Raw genomic sequence first — 18334 nt, forward strand, 5'->3', positions numbered from 1 at the left:
GGGGCTTTTTGAAAATAAGCTATAAACTATTTTTCTTCAATAATCTTCACTTCAAAGGTGTACACCGGTTCAATACAATCAACTTCCTTTTTTTCTTTAAAAAGGTGTAGCTTAAAAATAATTTTACCAACATCTGGTATAACATAATTATTCACTAAAGCAAGATTTATATATTTTACTGCTTCAGGTATTACTAACGCACCTTCAACCTGTGCTAATTTTCCTTTTGTATCATGTAATAACTCTAATAAAAAAGCATCAGGATTTTCTGCTTTTTTATCCACTATACATCTTATAAAAATACCCAACTTAATCATTGCAGGCAATACTGGCTTTTGCCCTTTTCTCTGGGTAAAATTTATATCACCATAAAGGCCAACTAGTGTATGTTTTTCACCTATTTCAAAACGGATATCATCACAAATTATAAAATCAACTAATTTCATTAGATTAATGCTCCTCTTATTTGATTACTGCTACTTGCATTAATAACGGGGGCACACTCAGGCTCTTTTGTATATTCAAGTTTTATGCTTAAATTAGTAATTGTGGCCTTTGCATGCAATGATTCTGGGTAATATCCATCCCGCAATACAACCACGTCCAACGCTGCTATTGCATTTTTAGCTAATAACTCATTAGCGGTATGACTATCATATTTTGTATCTGCTACTTCAATAATCCATGGGTATGTTTTAATTATTCTTAGCAAAGCTACACCCGCAGCCGAAAGATCTCTACCTGCTTTCCACTGGGACATGGTCCGTTGTGGTAATTCCAAAGCGCGTTCCATTGCCGCTAAGCTGTAGCCCATCTTTAAAAATGATCCCAAGATTAACGCAATAGATTCTTTTTTAGATCTCGCTAAAGCTTTGCTGTATGAATCTTCGGCAATATTATCGCCCGAAAAAGTTGCTTCACATGTATTGCATTTAATTACTTTTTCTTTAAATGGCACAATCGTACCAAAAACTGCTTGTGCTGTATCTTCATTATAACTAACAGTTGTATTCTTTGACCCACAAGCAGAACATTTGTTAGAATTTTTAAATATTTTCATTTTTTTCTTCTAAATGTTTTTGTTGTTCGACTACTTTCATTAATTTATCGCCGAAGGAAGTATCTTGTTTATTATTTGGTTTAAAAGATTTAATTGCCCATTTTTTTTCATATTTTATATACATAAATGCAATATACCCTCTTTTTAACCCCGTCTTAAAACCATATGCATAAACATTAACCGGTATGTGTGGTTTTGGATTGTTCTTCCAAGGCTCAACATCCTGTAAAACTAGTTCCTCTAACCCATCATTTGAAATAAATTTAAAAATACTTTCTTCTGTCTGCAAATTGAAAAAGGTACGTGCATCTTTTTTTGCATCCAAAAATACACGTATATTACGCTTAGCCTTACAAGCAGCCAAGAAATCGTTTAAAATCTCACGTGATTGGCTATACATGTAAGGTTACCGAATATGTAAAATTTATTGCTTTATACATAATGTAACACAACGTTACCCTTTTGTCAATGGTTTTATACGTTACGATACGTTTTATTTCTTATTGTGTTAATTTCTCTTCCAGTGCGTTCATATTATCCGGCGTGATAATGAATTAGCAAATCGGTATTTATCCATGTCCAATATACGACTCAGTGCGCCTGGAACCAGTTCTCCCCCTCGCCCATCTCCACCACCACCGGCACCGAGATCTCGATGGCGTTCTCCATCTCCTGCTTGACTATCTTTTTCACCCTGGCCAGCTCGCCCTTCTCCACCTCGAACAGCAGTTCGTCATGCACCTGCAGGATCATCCGGCTTTTCAACTTTTCCTTTTGAAATATGGCCTGAATGTTGACCATGGCCAGTTTGATCAGGTCGGCGGCCGTCCCCTGGATGGGGGTATTGACCGCGGTGCGCTCGGCAAAGGCCCGCCGCTGGCCGTTGTCGGAGTTTATCTCCGGTAGGTAGCGCCGGCGGCCCAGCATGGTGCAGACAAAGCCGTCCTTCTTGGCCTGGGCGGTGGTCAAGGCTATCCAGGCCTGAACCTGGGGAAACTGTTGGAAATATTGTTCTATGAAGGCGGCCGCCTCGCCCACTCCGATGCCCAGCTGCTGGGCCAGGCCATATGGTCCCATGCCGTAGATAATGCCGAAATTGATGGCCTTAGCCTTGCGCCGCATGTCCGGAGTAACTTCGTTACTTTCTATGCCGAACACGGCGCAGGCCGTCTCGGTGTGAATATCGCGCCGGGACTTGAAGGCCTGCTGCAGGCGCTGGTCCCCGGATAGGTGCGCCACCAGCCGGAGTTCCACCTGGGAATAATCGGCCGATAACAACAGATGGCCCTTCTCGGCAATGAACCCCTTGCGGATCTCCCGGCCCACCCCCTCCCGCATGGGGATGTTCTGGAGGTTGGGATCGGAGGAGGACAGCCGTCCGGTCTCGGTCAGGGCCTGGTTGAAAGTGGTGTGCAGCCTGCCGGTCCTTTCGCTGACCAGGGCCGGCAGGGCATCCACGTAGGTGGATTTTAACTTGAACAGCTGGCGGTAATCCAGGATCAGCCGCGGCAGGGGATGGACGTTGGCGAATGATTCCAGCACCGAAACGTCGGTGGAGTATCCGGTCTTGGTCTTTTTGGCCTTGCCCACCTTCAATTTCTCGAAAAGGATCACCCCCAGTTGCTTGGGAGAATTGATGTTGAACTCTTCGCCCGCCTCTTTATATATCTGCTTCTCCAATTTGCCGATCTGCTTTTCCAGATCGCGTGACATGGTTTTGAAAATATTCAGGTCCAGCAGGACCCCGAACGATTCCATCTCCGCCAGCACCGCCAGCAGGGGCATCTCCACCTTTTGGAACAGCTCGGTCAGGTTTTTTTCATCCATCTCCCGCTGGAATTTTTCCTTGAGGGATTTTATGGCGTCCAGCCTGCGCCCCAACAGCTGATCGCGGGTCTGGTCGTCGATCTCGAATGCCAGCTCGGTCTGCTTCTTGGCGGATGGCTGGGCCGCCTCGAAGGCCAGGCCCAGATGCTCCCCGGCCAGGGAATCCAGGGACTGGTGATGCCTCCAGGACGGGTCTATCAGATACGATGCCAGCATGGTGTCGAACATCGGGCCGCCCATATCCAGGTCGCTCTTTCGGATGGTAGATTTAAGATCATGGCCGATCTTGGTGATCTTGTGGTTCGCCCAAATCGGCTTGAGCTTGGCCAGGTTCTTGTTCTCCACTATCAGCGGCTTGCCGTCCACCATCACCGCCGCCCGAAACATTTGATCTTGGCGGAACTCCGGCTCGAAATATAATTCCCCGGTCTTCTTGATCTTGCCCAGCACCAGCTCCAGGTCGGTCCCCGCCTTGACGGTCTGGAACTCCACGCTTTTCACCTGCCCGGCCTGGAACTCCCTCAGCAGCGAACCAAACTCCAGTTCCCGGAACAATTGGGACACCCTCTCCCGGTCCGGCTCATGGACCCTCAGGTCCGACAGCGAGACCAGCGGCAGTTCATCCAGGTGCAGGGTCACCAGTTCCCGGGACATCACGGCCTGCTCCCGGTTATCCTCCAGAAGTTTTTTTATGCGGGGCTTCTTGACCTGGTCCAGATTCTGATATAGGTTATCGAACGACCCGAATTCTATTATCAGCTCGGTGGCGGTCTTGGGTCCGATGCCCGGCACGCCCGGGACGTTGTCCGCCGCATCTCCGGACAGGGCGAAGATGTCCTTGATCTTGTCGGGGATCACCCCGTATTCCCGTTGGACCTCGGCCGGCCCGAAGATCTGCTCCTCGTTCTTGCCGGTCCGGGGGCGGATCACCTTGATCTTGTCAGTGACGATCTGCAGCAGGTCCTTGTCGCCGGTGACTATATAGCTGGGCCAGTTCTTGGCCTCGGCCTGCTTGGCCAGCCCGGCCAGGACGTCGTCGGCCTCGTAGCCGTCGTTCTCCAGCACCGCTATCTCCATGGCCCTCAGTACCTGTTTGATGCGCGGCAGCTGCGCTTTCAGCTCGTCCGGCATGCCGGGACGCTGGGCCTTGTAGGCCTCGAACTTTACGTGGCGAAAGGTGGGGGCCTTGGTGTCGAAGGCCACCCCCAGATAATCCGGCTGATGTTTCTTGAGCAGATTGACCAAGATGGTGGCAAAGCCATAGCTGGCGCTGGTGTTCTCCCCCTTGGAGTTTATCAGCGGGTTGCGGATGAAGGCAAAATAGGCCCGGTAGGCCAGGGCCGTGCCGTCGACTAGCATTACTGTAGGCATGACCATTCACCGATTTTAAAATTAAGAAAGAAATATGGAATGTGCAAAATAATGTCCTACCAATGTGATTGTTTATAAAATTCTGTTTTCTCTAAATGCCTCATTGCCTCTTTTAAATTAACAACTGCTACTGCATGAAAATCTTTCTCTGTCTTACGATAACATAGAACATATGCCGTTGTTCCGTAATCTTTCACTTCCCATATTTGTCTTGGTTTTTCAACATAAAAAGAACCTTCATGGATCAAGCTATTCATATCAATTACGTGAATCCTGCTTAGGTGTGGTTCCATATATAATAATTTCCTAAAATCTTCATTTACATACCAGGGCTTAAAATCACTTATACATTCCAATGTTTTCTCTACAGCATATGTATTTAAATTTATTTTGAGAAATCTATCGTGATTTTTTGCATACATATAACCATTAGATACATGATTTATAAAACCAAGGTTTCTTATGCCTTTTTCATTAAAAGAAATCACCTTTTTATTATTTAAATCAATCTCCACAACGTCAATACCACACAAATATATCTTGTTACATGCTTTATCAAAAAAGCATTTATTGCAATATTCTATTTTTGGATAAAATAACACAATAGAATCTATCATCTTATCAGTCTTGGCGTCCAATCTTCGGATTATTAGGCGATGTTTATAACTGTTAATAATAAAAACATATTTCTCGGAAACAACATAACCACATAAATTTTTCAAACTATCAAGGTCAGCTACTTTTTGCTTCTTATTAGTTTTGAAATTATAAACCCAAAGACTTCTTACCTCAGTCCCTTCAAAATAATAACCCTTAGATAAAGTCGGATGATTCGCTGTATAAATTTGATATTTTTTATTTTCTGTTAAATATTCCCACTCGGGAAGACAATTTACAATATACGTTGCATCACCGCATATATAATCCTTTATTATGCTGTCTCGATAATCTGTATTTTTTTCAGGGAAATATCTTTGAATGGTTTTTTGATTTTGAACATCGTCAATATATACATCTATGTTATATTTTTTCACAACACTCAAACCAAGCCATCGACAAAAATTAACCGACATGTCTTCCGTCGGTTCCCAATTTTTAAAATGCCAGGATATAGTATCATTCTTTAGTTCGTAGTTTTGAGGAGATGCTACCAACTTCGTATGTTTTAATCTTTCTTTAAAATATTCATTTGAAAGGTCAACATAAATATCTGCTTTTCCTATTGGCCCTTTCCATAATGCACCTGTTTTTACGACATAAGACAACGATTCTACTTCCACAATACCCGGACGATATGCCATTCCGTTTATTGTATAATTAAACTCAATTAGCACAGTTTCCTTTGGTTTCCAGTCAACATACCATGTCTTAAATTCGTTAAACGGCAAAGAATCTAATATTTGATATTTAGTATATTCGTTTTTCTTTTTATATTTGGCTCTATGGGTGGACGCTGTGGTTTTATTGCCATTAATCATAAGTTCGTAACCACCTATTTCACCAGGAAAAGCAACCAGCATTCTGACATTTTTATTTAAGGTGTTTTTCATCCAAAATTTGCACTCAACTTGGTGGTCGCTAATATTAACGATTTCCTTTTCCATTTCTACCGGCACTTCTTCAGTGGCCGGCATTATCACATTACCAATTTGGGTTGTAACCGGCAAGATATCAGCAAAAGAATGGCTGTTAAATATGCAATACCCTATTAAAAGAATATTGAAATAATATTTCTTCATGTTATCACTATCCAACAAAGGTTAATTTTGTTATTAAGATATCACACCCTATTCTAAAAAACAAGCAAAAACAAGAGCCTCCGGAATACCCGGAGGCCCTGGCAATATTTTCCATTTATTTAATTTTTACATTCCCATTCCCGTTCTCTTGGAGTTTCTCCTTCTCCCGAAGGGTCACATAATAACCATCTTTGGCCATCAGCTCTTGGTGGCTGCCCTGCTCCACGATCTGGCCATCTTTGAGGACCAGTATCTTGTCGGCCCGCTCGATGGTGGAGGTCCGATGCGAAATGATGAAACAGGTGACCTTCGGCAGTTTCTCATTGAGCTCTTGCCAGACCAAGGCCTCGGTGGTGCCGTCCAAAGCCGAGGTGATGTCGTCCAGAATCAATATCTGGGGATGCCCCTGAGCGATCCTCTCCACGATGGCCCGGGCCAGCGATGCCCGCTGTTTCTGGCCGCCGGAGAGGCTGGTGCCGCGCTGCCCGATAATGGTGTCGTATCCCTTGGCAAAGCCTTTGACCTCCTTCTCCAGCTGGGAGATGCGCCCGGCCTCCACCGCCCGTTCCTGATCCACCTCTTCCCGGTGGAAGATGACGTTGTTGAGAATGCTGTCCGAGAACAGCAGGGCCTCCTGCGGGGCATAGCCGATGATACTGCGCAGCCCGGCCAGGCTGAAATCTTTTAGGTCAATGCCGTCGATCTTCAGCGAACCGGAAGTCGGATCGTGCAGGCGGAGCAGCAGGTGCACCAAGGTGGTCTTGCCGCAGCCCACCTCTCCCATCAGGGCCACCTTCTGCCCCTTGTCAACCCTGAAACTAATATCTTTAAGCTGCAGCTTATCGCTTTTCCCATAGCCGAACGATACCTTCATAAAATTAATTGACCGGTTGAAGGATATTTCCCTGGGGCTGGCCGGATCGCTGACCTCGGCCAATGCTGTCTCCAATTCATGGGCCCGGGCATAGGACACCGAGCCCCGCTTGGCGGTCACGAAGAAATACCCGATGTTCCACAGGGGTTCGATCAGCATCAGGCTGTAGGTGTTGAAGGCCACAAAGCTGCCCAGGGTCAGGCTCCCCTTGATGACCAGGTATCCGCCCACCAACAGAACCACCAGAACCCCCAGCTGATCGATCAGGATATTTGACGAATTGAACAGCCCTTCCGACTGGATGCTTTTTACCTCGGCCTTTATCCGGTGGTCCATGGCCCGGGCGAAACCCTGCCTCTGATGCTCCTGGCGATTATAGACCTTGAGCACCCGGATCCCGGAGAAGCAGGCCTCCAGAAAATCATTGACCGCCGAGATGGCGCCCTGCAATTTATGATAGCGTCTCTCAAAGGTCCTCTCGTTGAACAGAAACAGCCCGGCCACCACCGGCACCGGCAGCAGCGAAAAGGCCGCCAGGGTGGGGTTCATCCGGAACATCACTATCAGAATGAAGCTCAACAGCACCAGGCCCTGCACCGCCCGGAACAGTCCGGAGCAGGTGAACCAGGATAGTTTCTCCGCCAGGTCGTCGGTCAGCCGGGTGACCACGTCCCCGGTCCGGTAGGAGGACAGGGTTGACGGCCCCAGCCGGGTGAGGTTGGCAAAGATGTTGTTCCTGAATTCGGCCTCGATATTCATGTTGGTCCAGCCCCGGGTGGACATCAGTATCCAGTTGACCAGGGCCGCCCCGGCCCCCAACAGCAACAGATACAGCACGTAGCGGTTCAACTGATGCGCCGGAAGCTTGTTGACCAGACCGTCCACCACCATCTTGAAGAAGATGGGGTAGCTGATGGCCAGCGCGGTATAGACCAGGGTCATGATCAGCAGCACCAAAAGCTTTAGTTTGTGCGATCCCCAGTAGCGATAAAGCCATCCGAAGATGAGTTTTAAACTGCCGGTGTCTTTTTTATTTTCACTTTTATTTGACATATAAACCTAATACATTTTTATTGTTGAATAAATGCTTTGAGTCATTCCCGCGCAGGCAGGAATCCATAATTAATAATGATCATCAAGCAAACTGTATCCGGTACAGCTTGGCATAATAACCATTTTTTTCTAAAAGTTCCGAATGTCTGCCGGATTCCACGATCCGCCCCTTGTGAACCACCATTATCTTATCGGCGTCCAGTATGGTGGAGAGCCGGTGGGCCACGATAACCGCGGTCCTGCCCTCCAACAGGCGTTTTATGCCCTGCTGGATCAGCCTTTCCGACATGGGGTCCACCGAGGAGGTGGCCTCGTCCAGGATCAGGATCTGGGGGTCGAAGGCCAGGGCCCGGGCGAAGGATACCAGCTGGCGCTCGCCCTGCGAGAGGTTGGCCCCCCTTTCGGCCAGTTCCGAGTCCAGTCCGCTGGGCATCTTGTCCAATATCCTCTGCAGTCCCAGTATCTCTACCGCCCGGTCTAGCTGCTCTTTGGTCATCTCCGCTCCCAGGGTCAGGTTCTCCCGCACCGTTCCCGGAAACAGGAACACATCCTGCAACACCAGGCCGAAGTGCCGGCGCAGTTTGTCTAGGGATATTTCCCTGATGTCGATCCCGTCGATGGATATCCTGCCCGCCTGGGGGTCGTAGAACCTCAGCATCAAATTGATGATGGAGCTTTTTCCCCCGCCGGTGGCGCCCACCAGCGCTATCTTCTCACCCTTGGTGATGGTAAAATTGATGTCGCGCAGCACCCAGTCCGGCTCGTCGTTCCCGGCCCTGGTGACATAGGAAAAATCAACGCCTTGGAATTCAATTGAATTCTTAAAAATGTCCCAGCTGCCGCCCGAAGCGGCATTGATCACCTGGGGTTCGATATCCATGATCTCAAAGACCCGCTGGGCGGCGGCAAAGGCCCGCTGCATGATGCCTACCTGCTCGGAGAAAGCGTATACCGGCATGAAGAATTGCCTTAAATACCCCAGAAACAGCACCATGGCCCCGATGGTCAAAAGTCCCTGGGCCACCATGTTTCCGCCCACCGTCAGGATGATGGCCAGCCCGATTATTTCGAATACCCCCACCAGGCTGAAGAAACCCATGGTCAGCACATCCGCCGGCAGCAGGGTCTTGATATACGACCGGTTGAGCTGAGCCATCTTTTGTTTGACCGCGTTCTCCCGGGAAAAGGCCTGGATCACTTTCATGCCCTGGACCATCTCGGTAAGATAGGCCACGATCTCGGCGTATTTTTTGCGGACCACCAGGAATAGCGGCCGGACCTTTTTCTGGAACAGGATGGTCAGCAGGAATATCACCGGGACCAGGGTGGAGATCGCCAGGAAAAGCGGCAGGCTGACCTTTATCATGATAAAAATCATCCCGGCCAGGCTGACCACCGCCCCCAGCACGGTGAACATGGTGGAGGTGAACAGCCGGCGGATGGCCTCGGTATCGCTCTCCACCCGGGCGATCAGCCGTCCCACCGGGTGCTGGTCGAAATAGGCGATGTCCAAGCCCAGCATATGGCCGAACAATTGCTCCTTCAGGGCTGAAACTATCCGGACCCCCAGCGATTCCAGCACCACCAGCATCAGGTAGTTGACCCCGAAGGTGGCCAATTGAAGCAAAACATACAGCCCTACGGTTATAAGCAACCCGTTGAAATCCGAACCGGCGATGTTGACATCTATGGACCGCTTGAGCAATAGCGGAGGCAATAGTCCCAGCCCGGATGACACCACCAGTATCAGCCCGCCGCCCAGGATCCTCATTTTGAAGGGTTTCAGCAGCGGCAGCATCCGTTTTAACATCTGTCGGTCGTATATTTTCTTCCCGGCGGGAAGATCGTCCAAATTTTCGTCGAACCACATATGTTTGTCTCTTTTTTTATGATTTGCGTTAATTCGTTGAGATTCGAGCCGCGTCAAAGAGTTGTTGAATCCTTATTTATATGTCTTCTAGTCTTGGCGATGGCCTTCCATCTCTTTGACTGCTCCATCCGAACCTTGGCATTGTGCCGCGCTTCCTGGAACCTAAGCTCCCGTTGCAGTTTCAGGAAATTCTTAAATCGGACCTGGGCAACCTCCCCTTTTTCCAAAGCCAGCCTTACGGCGCAATCCGGCTCATCCTGGTGGCGGCAATCATTGAACCGGCATTGGGCAGCCAACTGTTCGATGTCATCGAAGGTTTCGGAAAGCCCCTGTTCACCCTCCCAAAGCTGCAGCTCCCTCATGCCCGGGGTGTCTATCACGATGCCCCCGCCCTCCAGAAGGTACATCTCCCGGCTGGTGGTGGTGTGCCGCCCCTTGTCCTTGTAATCGGACGTCTCCACCACCTTGATGACATCCCGGCCCAGCAGCCGGTTGATGATGGTGGATTTCCCCGCACCCGAGGAGCCGATGAATACCGAGGTCCTGCCGTTTTGAAGATATGGCGACAATTGCTCCAATCCCTCCCCTTTAGCCGCGCTGATGGCATGAACCGAGACCCCCACCGCGGTCTTTTCCATTTCCACGATCTTGGCGTCAACTTCGGTGCAGAGATCGGACTTGTTGAGCAGTATCACCGGGACCGCCCCGCTGTTCCAGGTTGTGACCAGGTACCGCTCGATCCGGCTGGGATTGAAATCGGCATTGAGAGCGGCCACGATAAAAGCGTAGTCGATGTTGGCAGCTATCACCTGCTCCTGCGAGGTGGCGCCGGCGGCATTCCGCGAGAACTTTGTTTTCCGGGGCAGCACCATCCTGATAATTCCGGAGTTATGCTGCTGGTCATGGATCATCATCACCCAGTCGCCCACCGCCGGAAAGGCCGGCTCCGGTGTCTCTCCGTTCGGAGAGGTGGTCTCGTTGTTGATCTTATCCCTCATTTTGCCCGATACCTGGGCGGTGACCTCGCCGCCCCCGGTCAGGACCTGGCATAAATTGGTATGGACGGCCGAAACCCGGCCCACCAAAAAGTCATAATCGTATTTGGCCTTGTTTTTTATTTGTTTCAGATGTTCCTCAAAAAAAGGATCCCACCCGATGTTTTTCAGGTCCATGGTATGATTTCCTTATTGTGCTGTTTGGGTTTTGGACATTGGCCTGTTCTATAGGTTTTCAAAGGCCAACATCCATTTTTCAATTCAGCAGCGCTTTGCCGCTGATGACCCGTGAATCATTTGATAAACTGTTATTAATGATCTGTTGGATCACATACAATTTACTCAATTCGGGGTCGCTTTTAAGACATTGTTCCAATATCTTCAGCATAATCTGTCCCCCCTTCGTTGTCGTGGCTGAACTTGCCCTTACATTTCCCTCCCCTGATGTTTAGGAGAGGGGCAGGGGTGAGGTCAAATAAAAAAGCCACAGGTTTTATTGTTTTCCTGCGGCTTTTATGGTTTACCATCGTAAAATGGCAAAAGAAAAAGGCCACAGGTTTTGGTGAACCCATGGCCCGTAAAATTATTCAGATCATACGGTATGGCCGATGGGCGCACCTATCCCACGATCAGTCGCGGGAACTGCAAAATTGCGATATTTAAGCATATCGTGGATCATTTCTTGCTATCGCCCTCTCGGCACTAAAAGGTTAACGGTTTTTGTTGACAACCGGATTGTATACCAAATAGTATATCTTGTCAAGAGAAATTTTTTAATAAAACCAAAAATCTTCATTTCTTGGGCGGGGTTTCCACATGGATGGTCATTGAGACCTCCGGCATCTCGCTCTGCAGATCCTCCTCCAGATGATCGGTCAGGTTGTGGGCCTCCTCCACCGTCTTATCACCTTTGACGGTCAGATGCAGCTCGCCAAAGACCTGATTTCCGCTGCGCCGGGTCTTGATATCGTGAAAATCCAAGAACAGTCCGTCATGTTTTTTCAGAATTTCTACTATTCTGGCCTCCTCCTCGGGGCAGGACTGGTCCATCAATCCGGTGGATGATCTTTTGATCAGGTCTATCCCCATTTTTACCAATAGTAATGCCACTCCTATCGCCAAAGCCGAATCCAGGAATGCCCACCCGGTGAACTTGGCCACTATCAGCCCCGCCACCACGGCTACCGATGACAGCACATCGGAAAGCAGATGTTTGGAATCCCCTTCCAGGGCTAATGAATTGAACCGGCGGGCGGTTCTTATCAGCATCCACGACAGCAGGCCGTTCAAGGCGGTGGCCGCCAGCGAGACGACCAGCGCCAGGTTGACATTGAACAAATCTACGGGATGCAGCAGCCGGACCACCGCCTTCTCGGTTATCAGCACCGCCGCTACGATTATCAGAAATCCCTCGATCAGGCTGGAGATGTTCTCCACCTTCTGGTGTCCATAGTTGTGGGACCTGTCGGCCGGGGAGTCCGCCAGATAGACGGCGTACAGCATTATGCCCGAGGCGATGATATTGACTATGGATTCCATGGCGTCGGACAGCAGTGCCACCGAGCCGGACAGGAAGTACGCCACCAGCTTCATCCCGAAGATCACCAGCCCCCCGGCCAGGGTGAACAGGGCCATGCCTTTTTTGGTAATGCTCATAAAATTGATTTGAATAATATTACAAAATCAACCATGGCTATAAACCGTACCAGATAAATAAGATCCTTGGTGTCTTTGTGGTGAAGATATATTTACTATCCGGTATTATTCCTCGGCCTCCGCACCCGGTTTGACCCGGCGGGACCGGCGGCGGTCGATGTCGGACAGTATCTTCTTCCTTAACCGGATGGCCTTGGGGGTCACCTCCACCAGCTCGTCATCGGCGATGAACTCCAGCGCCTCCTCCAGGGTCATGATCTTGGGCGGGGTCAGCCTTATGGCCTCCTCGGAGGTGGATGAACGCTGGTTGCCCAGCTTTTTGGCCCTGGTGACATTGACCACCAGATCGTTCTCCTTGGGCCTTTCCCCGATTATCATTCCCTGGTAGGCCCGGTCGCCCGGGGCCACGAACAGCATTCCCCGCTCCTGGATGGAGTCCAGCGAGTAGGAGGTGGCGGTGCCGGTCTCCATGGCCACCAGCACCCCGTTGACCTGGGCGCTGATCTCACCCCGGTAGGTCTGGTAATCCAGAAAGTTGTGATGCATGATGCCGGTCCCCCGGGTGTCGGTCAGAAACTGCCCCCGGAAGCCTATCAGACCCCGGGCCGGAATGTTGAATTCCAGCCGGGTTCGGCCCTTTCCGTCGGCCTTCATGTTCTGCAGCTCGGCCTTGCGCTGGCCCAGTTTCTCCATCACCGCGCCCACATAGGCATCGTCCACGTCTATCACCAGGTACTCAAAGGGCTCGCAGGTCTTTCCATCGATCTCCCGGAGGATGACCTCGGGCCGGGATACCTGCAATTCGTAGCCCTCCCGCCGGATGGTCTCTATCAGAATGGACAGGTGAAGCTCCCCCCGCCCGGAGACCTTGAACGAATCCGGCGATCCGGTGTCCTCTATCTTCAGCCCCACGTTGGATTTCAGCTCCCGGGCCAGCCGGTCCCTGATCTGGCGGGAGGTCACGTAGGCCCCATCCTGCCCGGAGAAGGGGCTGTTGTTCACCGAGAACAGCATGGAGATGGTGGGCTGGTCGATGTCCACATAGGGCAGGGCCTGGGGATCCCCCGAGTCGGCGATGGTCTCGCCGATGTTGATCTCCGGAAATCCGGCCAGGGCCAAAATATCCCCGGCCGTCACGTCCTGCACCTCTATCCGCTTAAGTCCCTCGAAGCCGTAGATCCGGGTTATTTTCTCGATCTTGGTGGTCCCGTCCTTCTTTATCCGGGCCGCCGACTGTCCGGATCGTATCCTCCCGTTGAGGATCCTTCCGATGGCCAGCCGCCCCACGTAATCGTTGTAATCCATGCTGGTGACCAGCATCTGCAGTGGCTTGTCGGGATCCCCCGGCGGAGACGGCACCTTATCTATTATCACCTCAAAAATGGGTATGATATTGTTCCCCGGTTTTTCCAATTCCATGGTGGCAATGCCCGATTTGCCCGAGGCGTATACCACCGGAAAATCCAGCTGTTCATCGGTGGCGTCCAGGGAGACGAACAGGTCGAACACCTGGTCCAACGCCCAGTGGGGCCGGGAATCCGGCCGGTCTATTTTGTTTATCACCACTATGGTCTTAAGATCAAGCTTGAGGGACTTTTGCAGCACGAACCTGGTCTGAGGCATGGGGCCGTCCACCGCATCCACCAGCAGCAGGACGCCGTCCACCATCGACAGCACCCGCTCCACCTCGGAACCGAAATCGGCGTGGCCCGGGGTGTCTACGATGTTGATTTTGTATCCGTTGTAATGGATGGAGGCGTTCTTGGAGAAGATGGTGATGCCGCGTTCCCGCTCCAGAGGGTTGGAATCCATCACCAGTTCGGGCACCTCCTGGTTGTCCCTGAAAAGTCCGCTCTGCCGGAGCAGGGCATCCACCAGGGTGGTCTTGCCGTGGTCCACGTGGGCGATGATGGCGATATTCCTTAGTTTCTTGTCAGTCATCTAATTAATCAGTCCTTATCCTAATTTTTCTTTCCCGGTTCCTGCAGGATCTTGTAGGTTAGGTCGTCCTTCTTTTCGATCCGGAATCCCTGTTTGGTCAGCGCCTCATAGGCCGCACTGCGGACATAATCGTCATCGTCGTCCAGGGCTTTCTTGAGAGACTTGACGGCCTTCTTGTCGGTCCAACCCTCCAGGCTCTGGGCGGCGGTGGCCCTCACCTCGAACTTGTCGTCCTTCAATGATCTCTGCAGGAATTTAAACACCTTGTCATCATGGATGGGCGAGACCAATTTTATCAGGTTTACCTTGACCAGTCTTGAGTCGCTTTTCTGAAACTTCATCAACGAATCGAGCCTGGCCTCCAAGCTGTCCGGTGGGAAAAGCTTTAAATTTTTATGCGCCAGGGTGGTCAGATTTTCTTCGCCCAAACATCGTATGAAAATATTCATGGCCGGATAATACGGCCTGGTTGAAAGTTCCAACAGGGCGTTCTCTTTAAGTTCGTCCGGAGCGTTTTCCAGCAAAGAGACCCATTCAGCCGCCCGCTTGGATCGTTTGGCCCGCTTGGCTGAGAGGTATTTTTTGATGCTTCCCAGGTAGAATTCCCGGCTGGAATCCGCTACCGCCAACATTCCCTGCTTGTTGGCGAAGCATTCGTAATAGGACATTCTGGGTAATCCATATCTGGTTAGAAATTTCCCGGAAAGGCTGTTGGGCTTTAAAAAGGCAATGACATTCTGGCCCAGGGTAAAATACCGGGGATCGGCCCGGAATTCAGGGGATTGGATGACCATGACCTCTTTTATCTTCGGGCTGCCCTTGACCACCTCCAGCACCTTCAGCCGGTAAAGATAATCGCCGACGATCTCCTCTGGTCCGCTGTTTTTTTTCTTTTTAGCCGCCAGTTCCTTCGCTTCCTGCACATTGGCATAGACTATCAACGGAGAGGAATCTATCTTATCGCCCATGGTATAGACCCGGTCGAAGGCCCTCACTGGCTGTGCCGATAGCCATAAAGTTGATAGAATGATGGAGAGTATGGTTTTGTTTTTCATTTAAAATATTTTACCTTAGTTTATTATTCATATCTAATGGCTTCCACCGGGTCCAGACGCGATGCCTTCCAGGCCGGGTAGATGGTGGCCAGAAAGCTGATCAATACCGCCGCCACCGCCACCAGGACGAAATCCCAAGGCTGGATCTGCACCGGCAGTTTGTTGATGAAATAGACGTCGGCCGGCAGATCGATGAACTGGTACTTGGCCAGCAACAGACACATCACATAGCCCAGCCCCAGCCCCAGCAGGGTCCCCACCAGGCCGATCATCAGCCCCTCGTAGACGAATATCCGCATGATGCTGCGGGAGGTGGCCCCCATGGATTTGAGGATCCCTATCTCCCGGGTCTTCTCGATCACCGTCATGATCAGGCTGGAGATGATGTTGAAGGCCGCCACCATTATGATCAGCACCAGGATCAGAAACATCACCGTCTTCTCCAGCTTGAGGGCCGAAAAAAGACTCCAGTTCAGCTGCATCCAGTCGTTGTAGCGGTACTGGGCAGGGCCGAGCTTTTTGACGATCTCCCGCCCCACCTGCTGGGCCTGGTAGATGTCCGTGATCTTGACCTCGATGCCGGTCACCGCAGCGCCCATGTCCAGAAAATCCTGGGCCTCGTTGAGGCCGATAAAGGCCAGGGTGGAATTATATTCGTACATTCCGGCGTCGAACACCCCCGCCAGCCGGAACTGCCTGGCCCGGGGCACCAGCCCCAAAGGTGTGGCCCGGGCCGCCTGGGGCGAAGCCACGGTGACCGTGTCGCCCAGGTGGGCCACCAGCCGGTCGGCCAGATCGATGCCCAAAACAATGGCCGGCAGGCTGTCGGAATAGACGGTAAAATCATAATCCCCGGTGATCATATTACGGGAAATATCGGTGACCGATCTTTCTATTTCGGGATCCACCCCCCGCAGGACCACTCCGTCCACCCGGCTGCCCACTGCGATCATGCTCTTGGTATAGATGAAGGGCGAACTGCTGATGATGCCCGGCAGGGAATCTATCCGGGCGATCAGTTCATGATAGCCTTCGATGGGCTGGTTGTGGTATTTGAGAATTATCACATGGGCGTTGGTTCCCAGTATCCGGTTGCGCAGGTCGGTCTGGAAGCCGTTCATCACCGAGAGGACTATCACCAGGGCCCCCACCCCCACGGTGATCCCGGCCAGGGAGATCAAGCTGACCACCGAGATGAATCCGGTCCTTCGTTTGGCCTTGAGATGCCTTAAGGCTATGAAAAATTCGTAGGACATTCAATTATTTTGCAATTTGCATTTTAAAATTTACTGCTCCACCTCTACTGTCTACCGTATACCCATCTTGACTTTTATATCTGAATCATTCCGGCTTCATGGTGGGGAAGAATACGACCTCCCGCACCGAGGAGGAATTGCTGACGATGGCGAAGAATCTATCCAGCCCCACCCCGAACCCGCCGCAGGGCGGCATCCCGTGTTCCAGGGCCTCCACGAAATCCCGGTCGTACATCTGGGCCTCGGCATCGCCCTTCTCCCGCAGCCGGGCCTGCTCCTCGAACCTGGCCCTCTGGTCCAGCGGATCGTTGAGCTCGGAGAAGCCGTTGCCCACCTCGGCCCCGGCGAACAGCACTTGGAAGCGCTGGACATACCCTTCCCTAGTGGGGTGTTTCTTGGCCAGCGGAGAGACGTCCAGCGGATGGTCTATCAGGAAGCACGGCTGAATGAGCTCCGGCCGGACGAATTTTTTATAAAGCTGGTCTATCAGGCGCCCCCGTCCCAGCTTGGGATCGGGCTTGAGGCCCATCTCCTTGAGCTTGGGTATCAGCGATTCGGTGGTGGGATACTGGTCCAGGTCCACCCCGGACTTGTCTATCAGCAGCTGGCGGTAGTCATACCGGGGCCAGGGGCCTTTGAAATTGAGCGCCTGGTCCTCGAATTTGATCTCCAGGCTGCCGAAGGTCTTCTCCAGCAGGGTTATGTACATCTCCTCCACCAGGGGCATCAGCTGGTTGTAATCGGCGTAGGCCCAGTAGAACTCCATCATGGTGAATTCCTGCAGATGCTGGGGGCTCATCCCCTCGTTGCGGAACACCCGGCCCATCTCGTAGACCTTCTGATATCCGCCCACGATCAGCCGCTTTAGGTGAAGCTCCAGCGATATCCGCAGGAACATGTCGATGTCCAGGGTATTGTGATGGGTGCTGAAGGGCTGGGCGTCCGCCCCGCCGGGGATCAGCTCCAGGCAGGGCGTCTCCACCTCCATGAACCCCTTGGTATCCATGAAATCGCGCATGGCCCTGACGAATCTGGTGCGCTTGATGAACAGCTCTTTGACCTCCGGGTTGGCGATCAGGTCCAGGTATCTCTTGCGGTAGCGCAGCTCCACATCCTGCAGGCCGTGAAATTTTTCCGGCAGGGGCAGCAGGGACTTGGACAGCAGGACCACTTCCTTGGCGTGGATGCTTACCTCCCCGGTCTTGGTCCGGAAGATCTTTCCCGCCACGCCGATGAAGTCACCCAGATCGTACAGCTTGAAGGCCCTGTAGTTCTCTTCGCCCACCTCGTCCTGGCGGACGTAGCATTGTATCCTGCCGCTGTCGTCCGACAGGTGCAGAAAGGCGGCCTTGCCGTGCCCCCGGATGGCCACTATCCGGCCGGCCGCCTTAACCTCGCGTCCCGATTCGATCAGCTGGTCTGGGGCGGCCAGTATCTCGGCCGCCTTGATGTCGGCCTGATAGGAATAGGGGTAGAGATCTATCCCCATCTTTTTCAGTTCTTCAAGCTTATGGATTCTCTCGGCCCTTTCCGGGATCTGGTTTCCCAAATGTTCGGACATTTGATTCTCCTGGTTTACTGCTGGGTGAAGTGTATAAAAAACACCGAACCTAAAATTTCAGTTCGGTGTCGTCTGG

Annotated in this window: 13 protein-coding genes; all 13 read right to left on the minus strand. The window is 51.4% G+C overall.

Annotated elements, in window-relative coordinates:
• Positions 1 to 26: 26 nt before the first annotated feature.
• The 13 genes from RDU76_01845 to lysS all read right to left on the minus strand — a co-directional run bounded on the left by RDU76_01845 (position 27) and on the right by lysS (position 18258).
• Positions 27 to 446 carry a hypothetical protein gene (locus RDU76_01845; protein MDQ7797673.1) on the minus strand — a complete coding sequence of 140 codons (420 nt, stop codon included), beginning with the start codon at positions 444 to 446 and terminating at the stop codon, positions 27 to 29.
• Positions 446 to 1060, minus strand: a complete 615-nt coding sequence (locus RDU76_01850) for a hypothetical protein (GenBank protein MDQ7797674.1) — start codon at positions 1058 to 1060, stop codon at positions 446 to 448. The genes RDU76_01845 and RDU76_01850 overlap by 1 nt, the downstream gene beginning before the upstream one ends.
• Positions 1047 to 1460 carry a hypothetical protein gene (locus RDU76_01855; GenBank protein ID MDQ7797675.1) on the minus strand — a complete coding sequence of 138 codons (414 nt, stop codon included), beginning with the start codon at positions 1458 to 1460 and terminating at the stop codon, positions 1047 to 1049. Before RDU76_01855 ends, RDU76_01850 begins: the two co-directional genes overlap by 14 nt.
• Positions 1461 to 1651: 191 nt before the next feature.
• Entirely contained in the window at positions 1652 to 4258 is a 2607-nt protein-coding gene (gene polA, locus RDU76_01860) for a DNA polymerase I (GenBank protein ID MDQ7797676.1), read from the minus strand.
• A 56-nt stretch (positions 4259 to 4314) separates the two neighbouring features.
• Positions 4315 to 5997, minus strand: coding sequence for a hypothetical protein (locus RDU76_01865; protein ID MDQ7797677.1), 1683 nt, complete (start codon positions 5995 to 5997; stop codon positions 4315 to 4317).
• Between the two features lie 115 nt (positions 5998 to 6112).
• On the minus strand, positions 6113 to 7924 hold the full coding sequence (locus tag RDU76_01870) for an ABC transporter ATP-binding protein (protein MDQ7797678.1): 1812 nt from the start codon (positions 7922 to 7924) through the stop codon (positions 6113 to 6115).
• A gap of 82 nt (positions 7925 to 8006) precedes the next feature.
• The gene (locus RDU76_01875) at positions 8007 to 9794 is read right to left on the minus strand and encodes an ABC transporter ATP-binding protein (GenBank protein MDQ7797679.1); all 1788 of its coding nucleotides are present in this window, start codon (positions 9792 to 9794) and stop codon (positions 8007 to 8009) included.
• A 53-nt stretch (positions 9795 to 9847) separates the two neighbouring features.
• Positions 9848 to 10966: a ribosome small subunit-dependent GTPase A gene (rsgA, locus tag RDU76_01880; protein ID MDQ7797680.1), complete on the minus strand. Its 1119-nt coding sequence runs from the start codon at positions 10964 to 10966 to the stop codon at positions 9848 to 9850.
• Positions 10967 to 11581: 615 nt separating this feature from the next.
• Positions 11582 to 12445 carry a cation diffusion facilitator family transporter gene (locus RDU76_01885; GenBank protein MDQ7797681.1) on the minus strand — a complete coding sequence of 288 codons (864 nt, stop codon included), beginning with the start codon at positions 12443 to 12445 and terminating at the stop codon, positions 11582 to 11584.
• Positions 12446 to 12550: 105 nt separating this feature from the next.
• Positions 12551 to 14386, minus strand: a complete 1836-nt coding sequence (gene typA, locus RDU76_01890) for a translational GTPase TypA (protein ID MDQ7797682.1) — start codon at positions 14384 to 14386, stop codon at positions 12551 to 12553.
• Between the two features lie 20 nt (positions 14387 to 14406).
• A complete protein-coding gene (locus RDU76_01895) occupies positions 14407 to 15441 on the minus strand; it encodes a HEAT repeat domain-containing protein (protein MDQ7797683.1) in 1035 nt (344 codons plus the stop codon).
• Positions 15442 to 15464: 23 nt separating this feature from the next.
• Positions 15465 to 16697 (minus strand): lipoprotein-releasing ABC transporter permease subunit, encoded by a 1233-nt coding sequence (locus tag RDU76_01900; GenBank protein ID MDQ7797684.1) that lies wholly within the window; start codon positions 16695 to 16697, stop codon positions 15465 to 15467.
• 85 nt (positions 16698 to 16782) lie between these two features.
• Positions 16783 to 18258 (minus strand): lysine--tRNA ligase, encoded by a 1476-nt coding sequence (lysS, locus tag RDU76_01905; protein ID MDQ7797685.1) that lies wholly within the window; start codon positions 18256 to 18258, stop codon positions 16783 to 16785.
• Positions 18259 to 18334 lie beyond the last annotated feature (76 nt).

It is taken from the genome of Candidatus Edwardsbacteria bacterium (genome assembly GCA_031082425.1).
In the GTDB taxonomy this organism is placed as follows: Bacteria; Edwardsbacteria; AC1; order AC1; family EtOH8; genus UBA2226.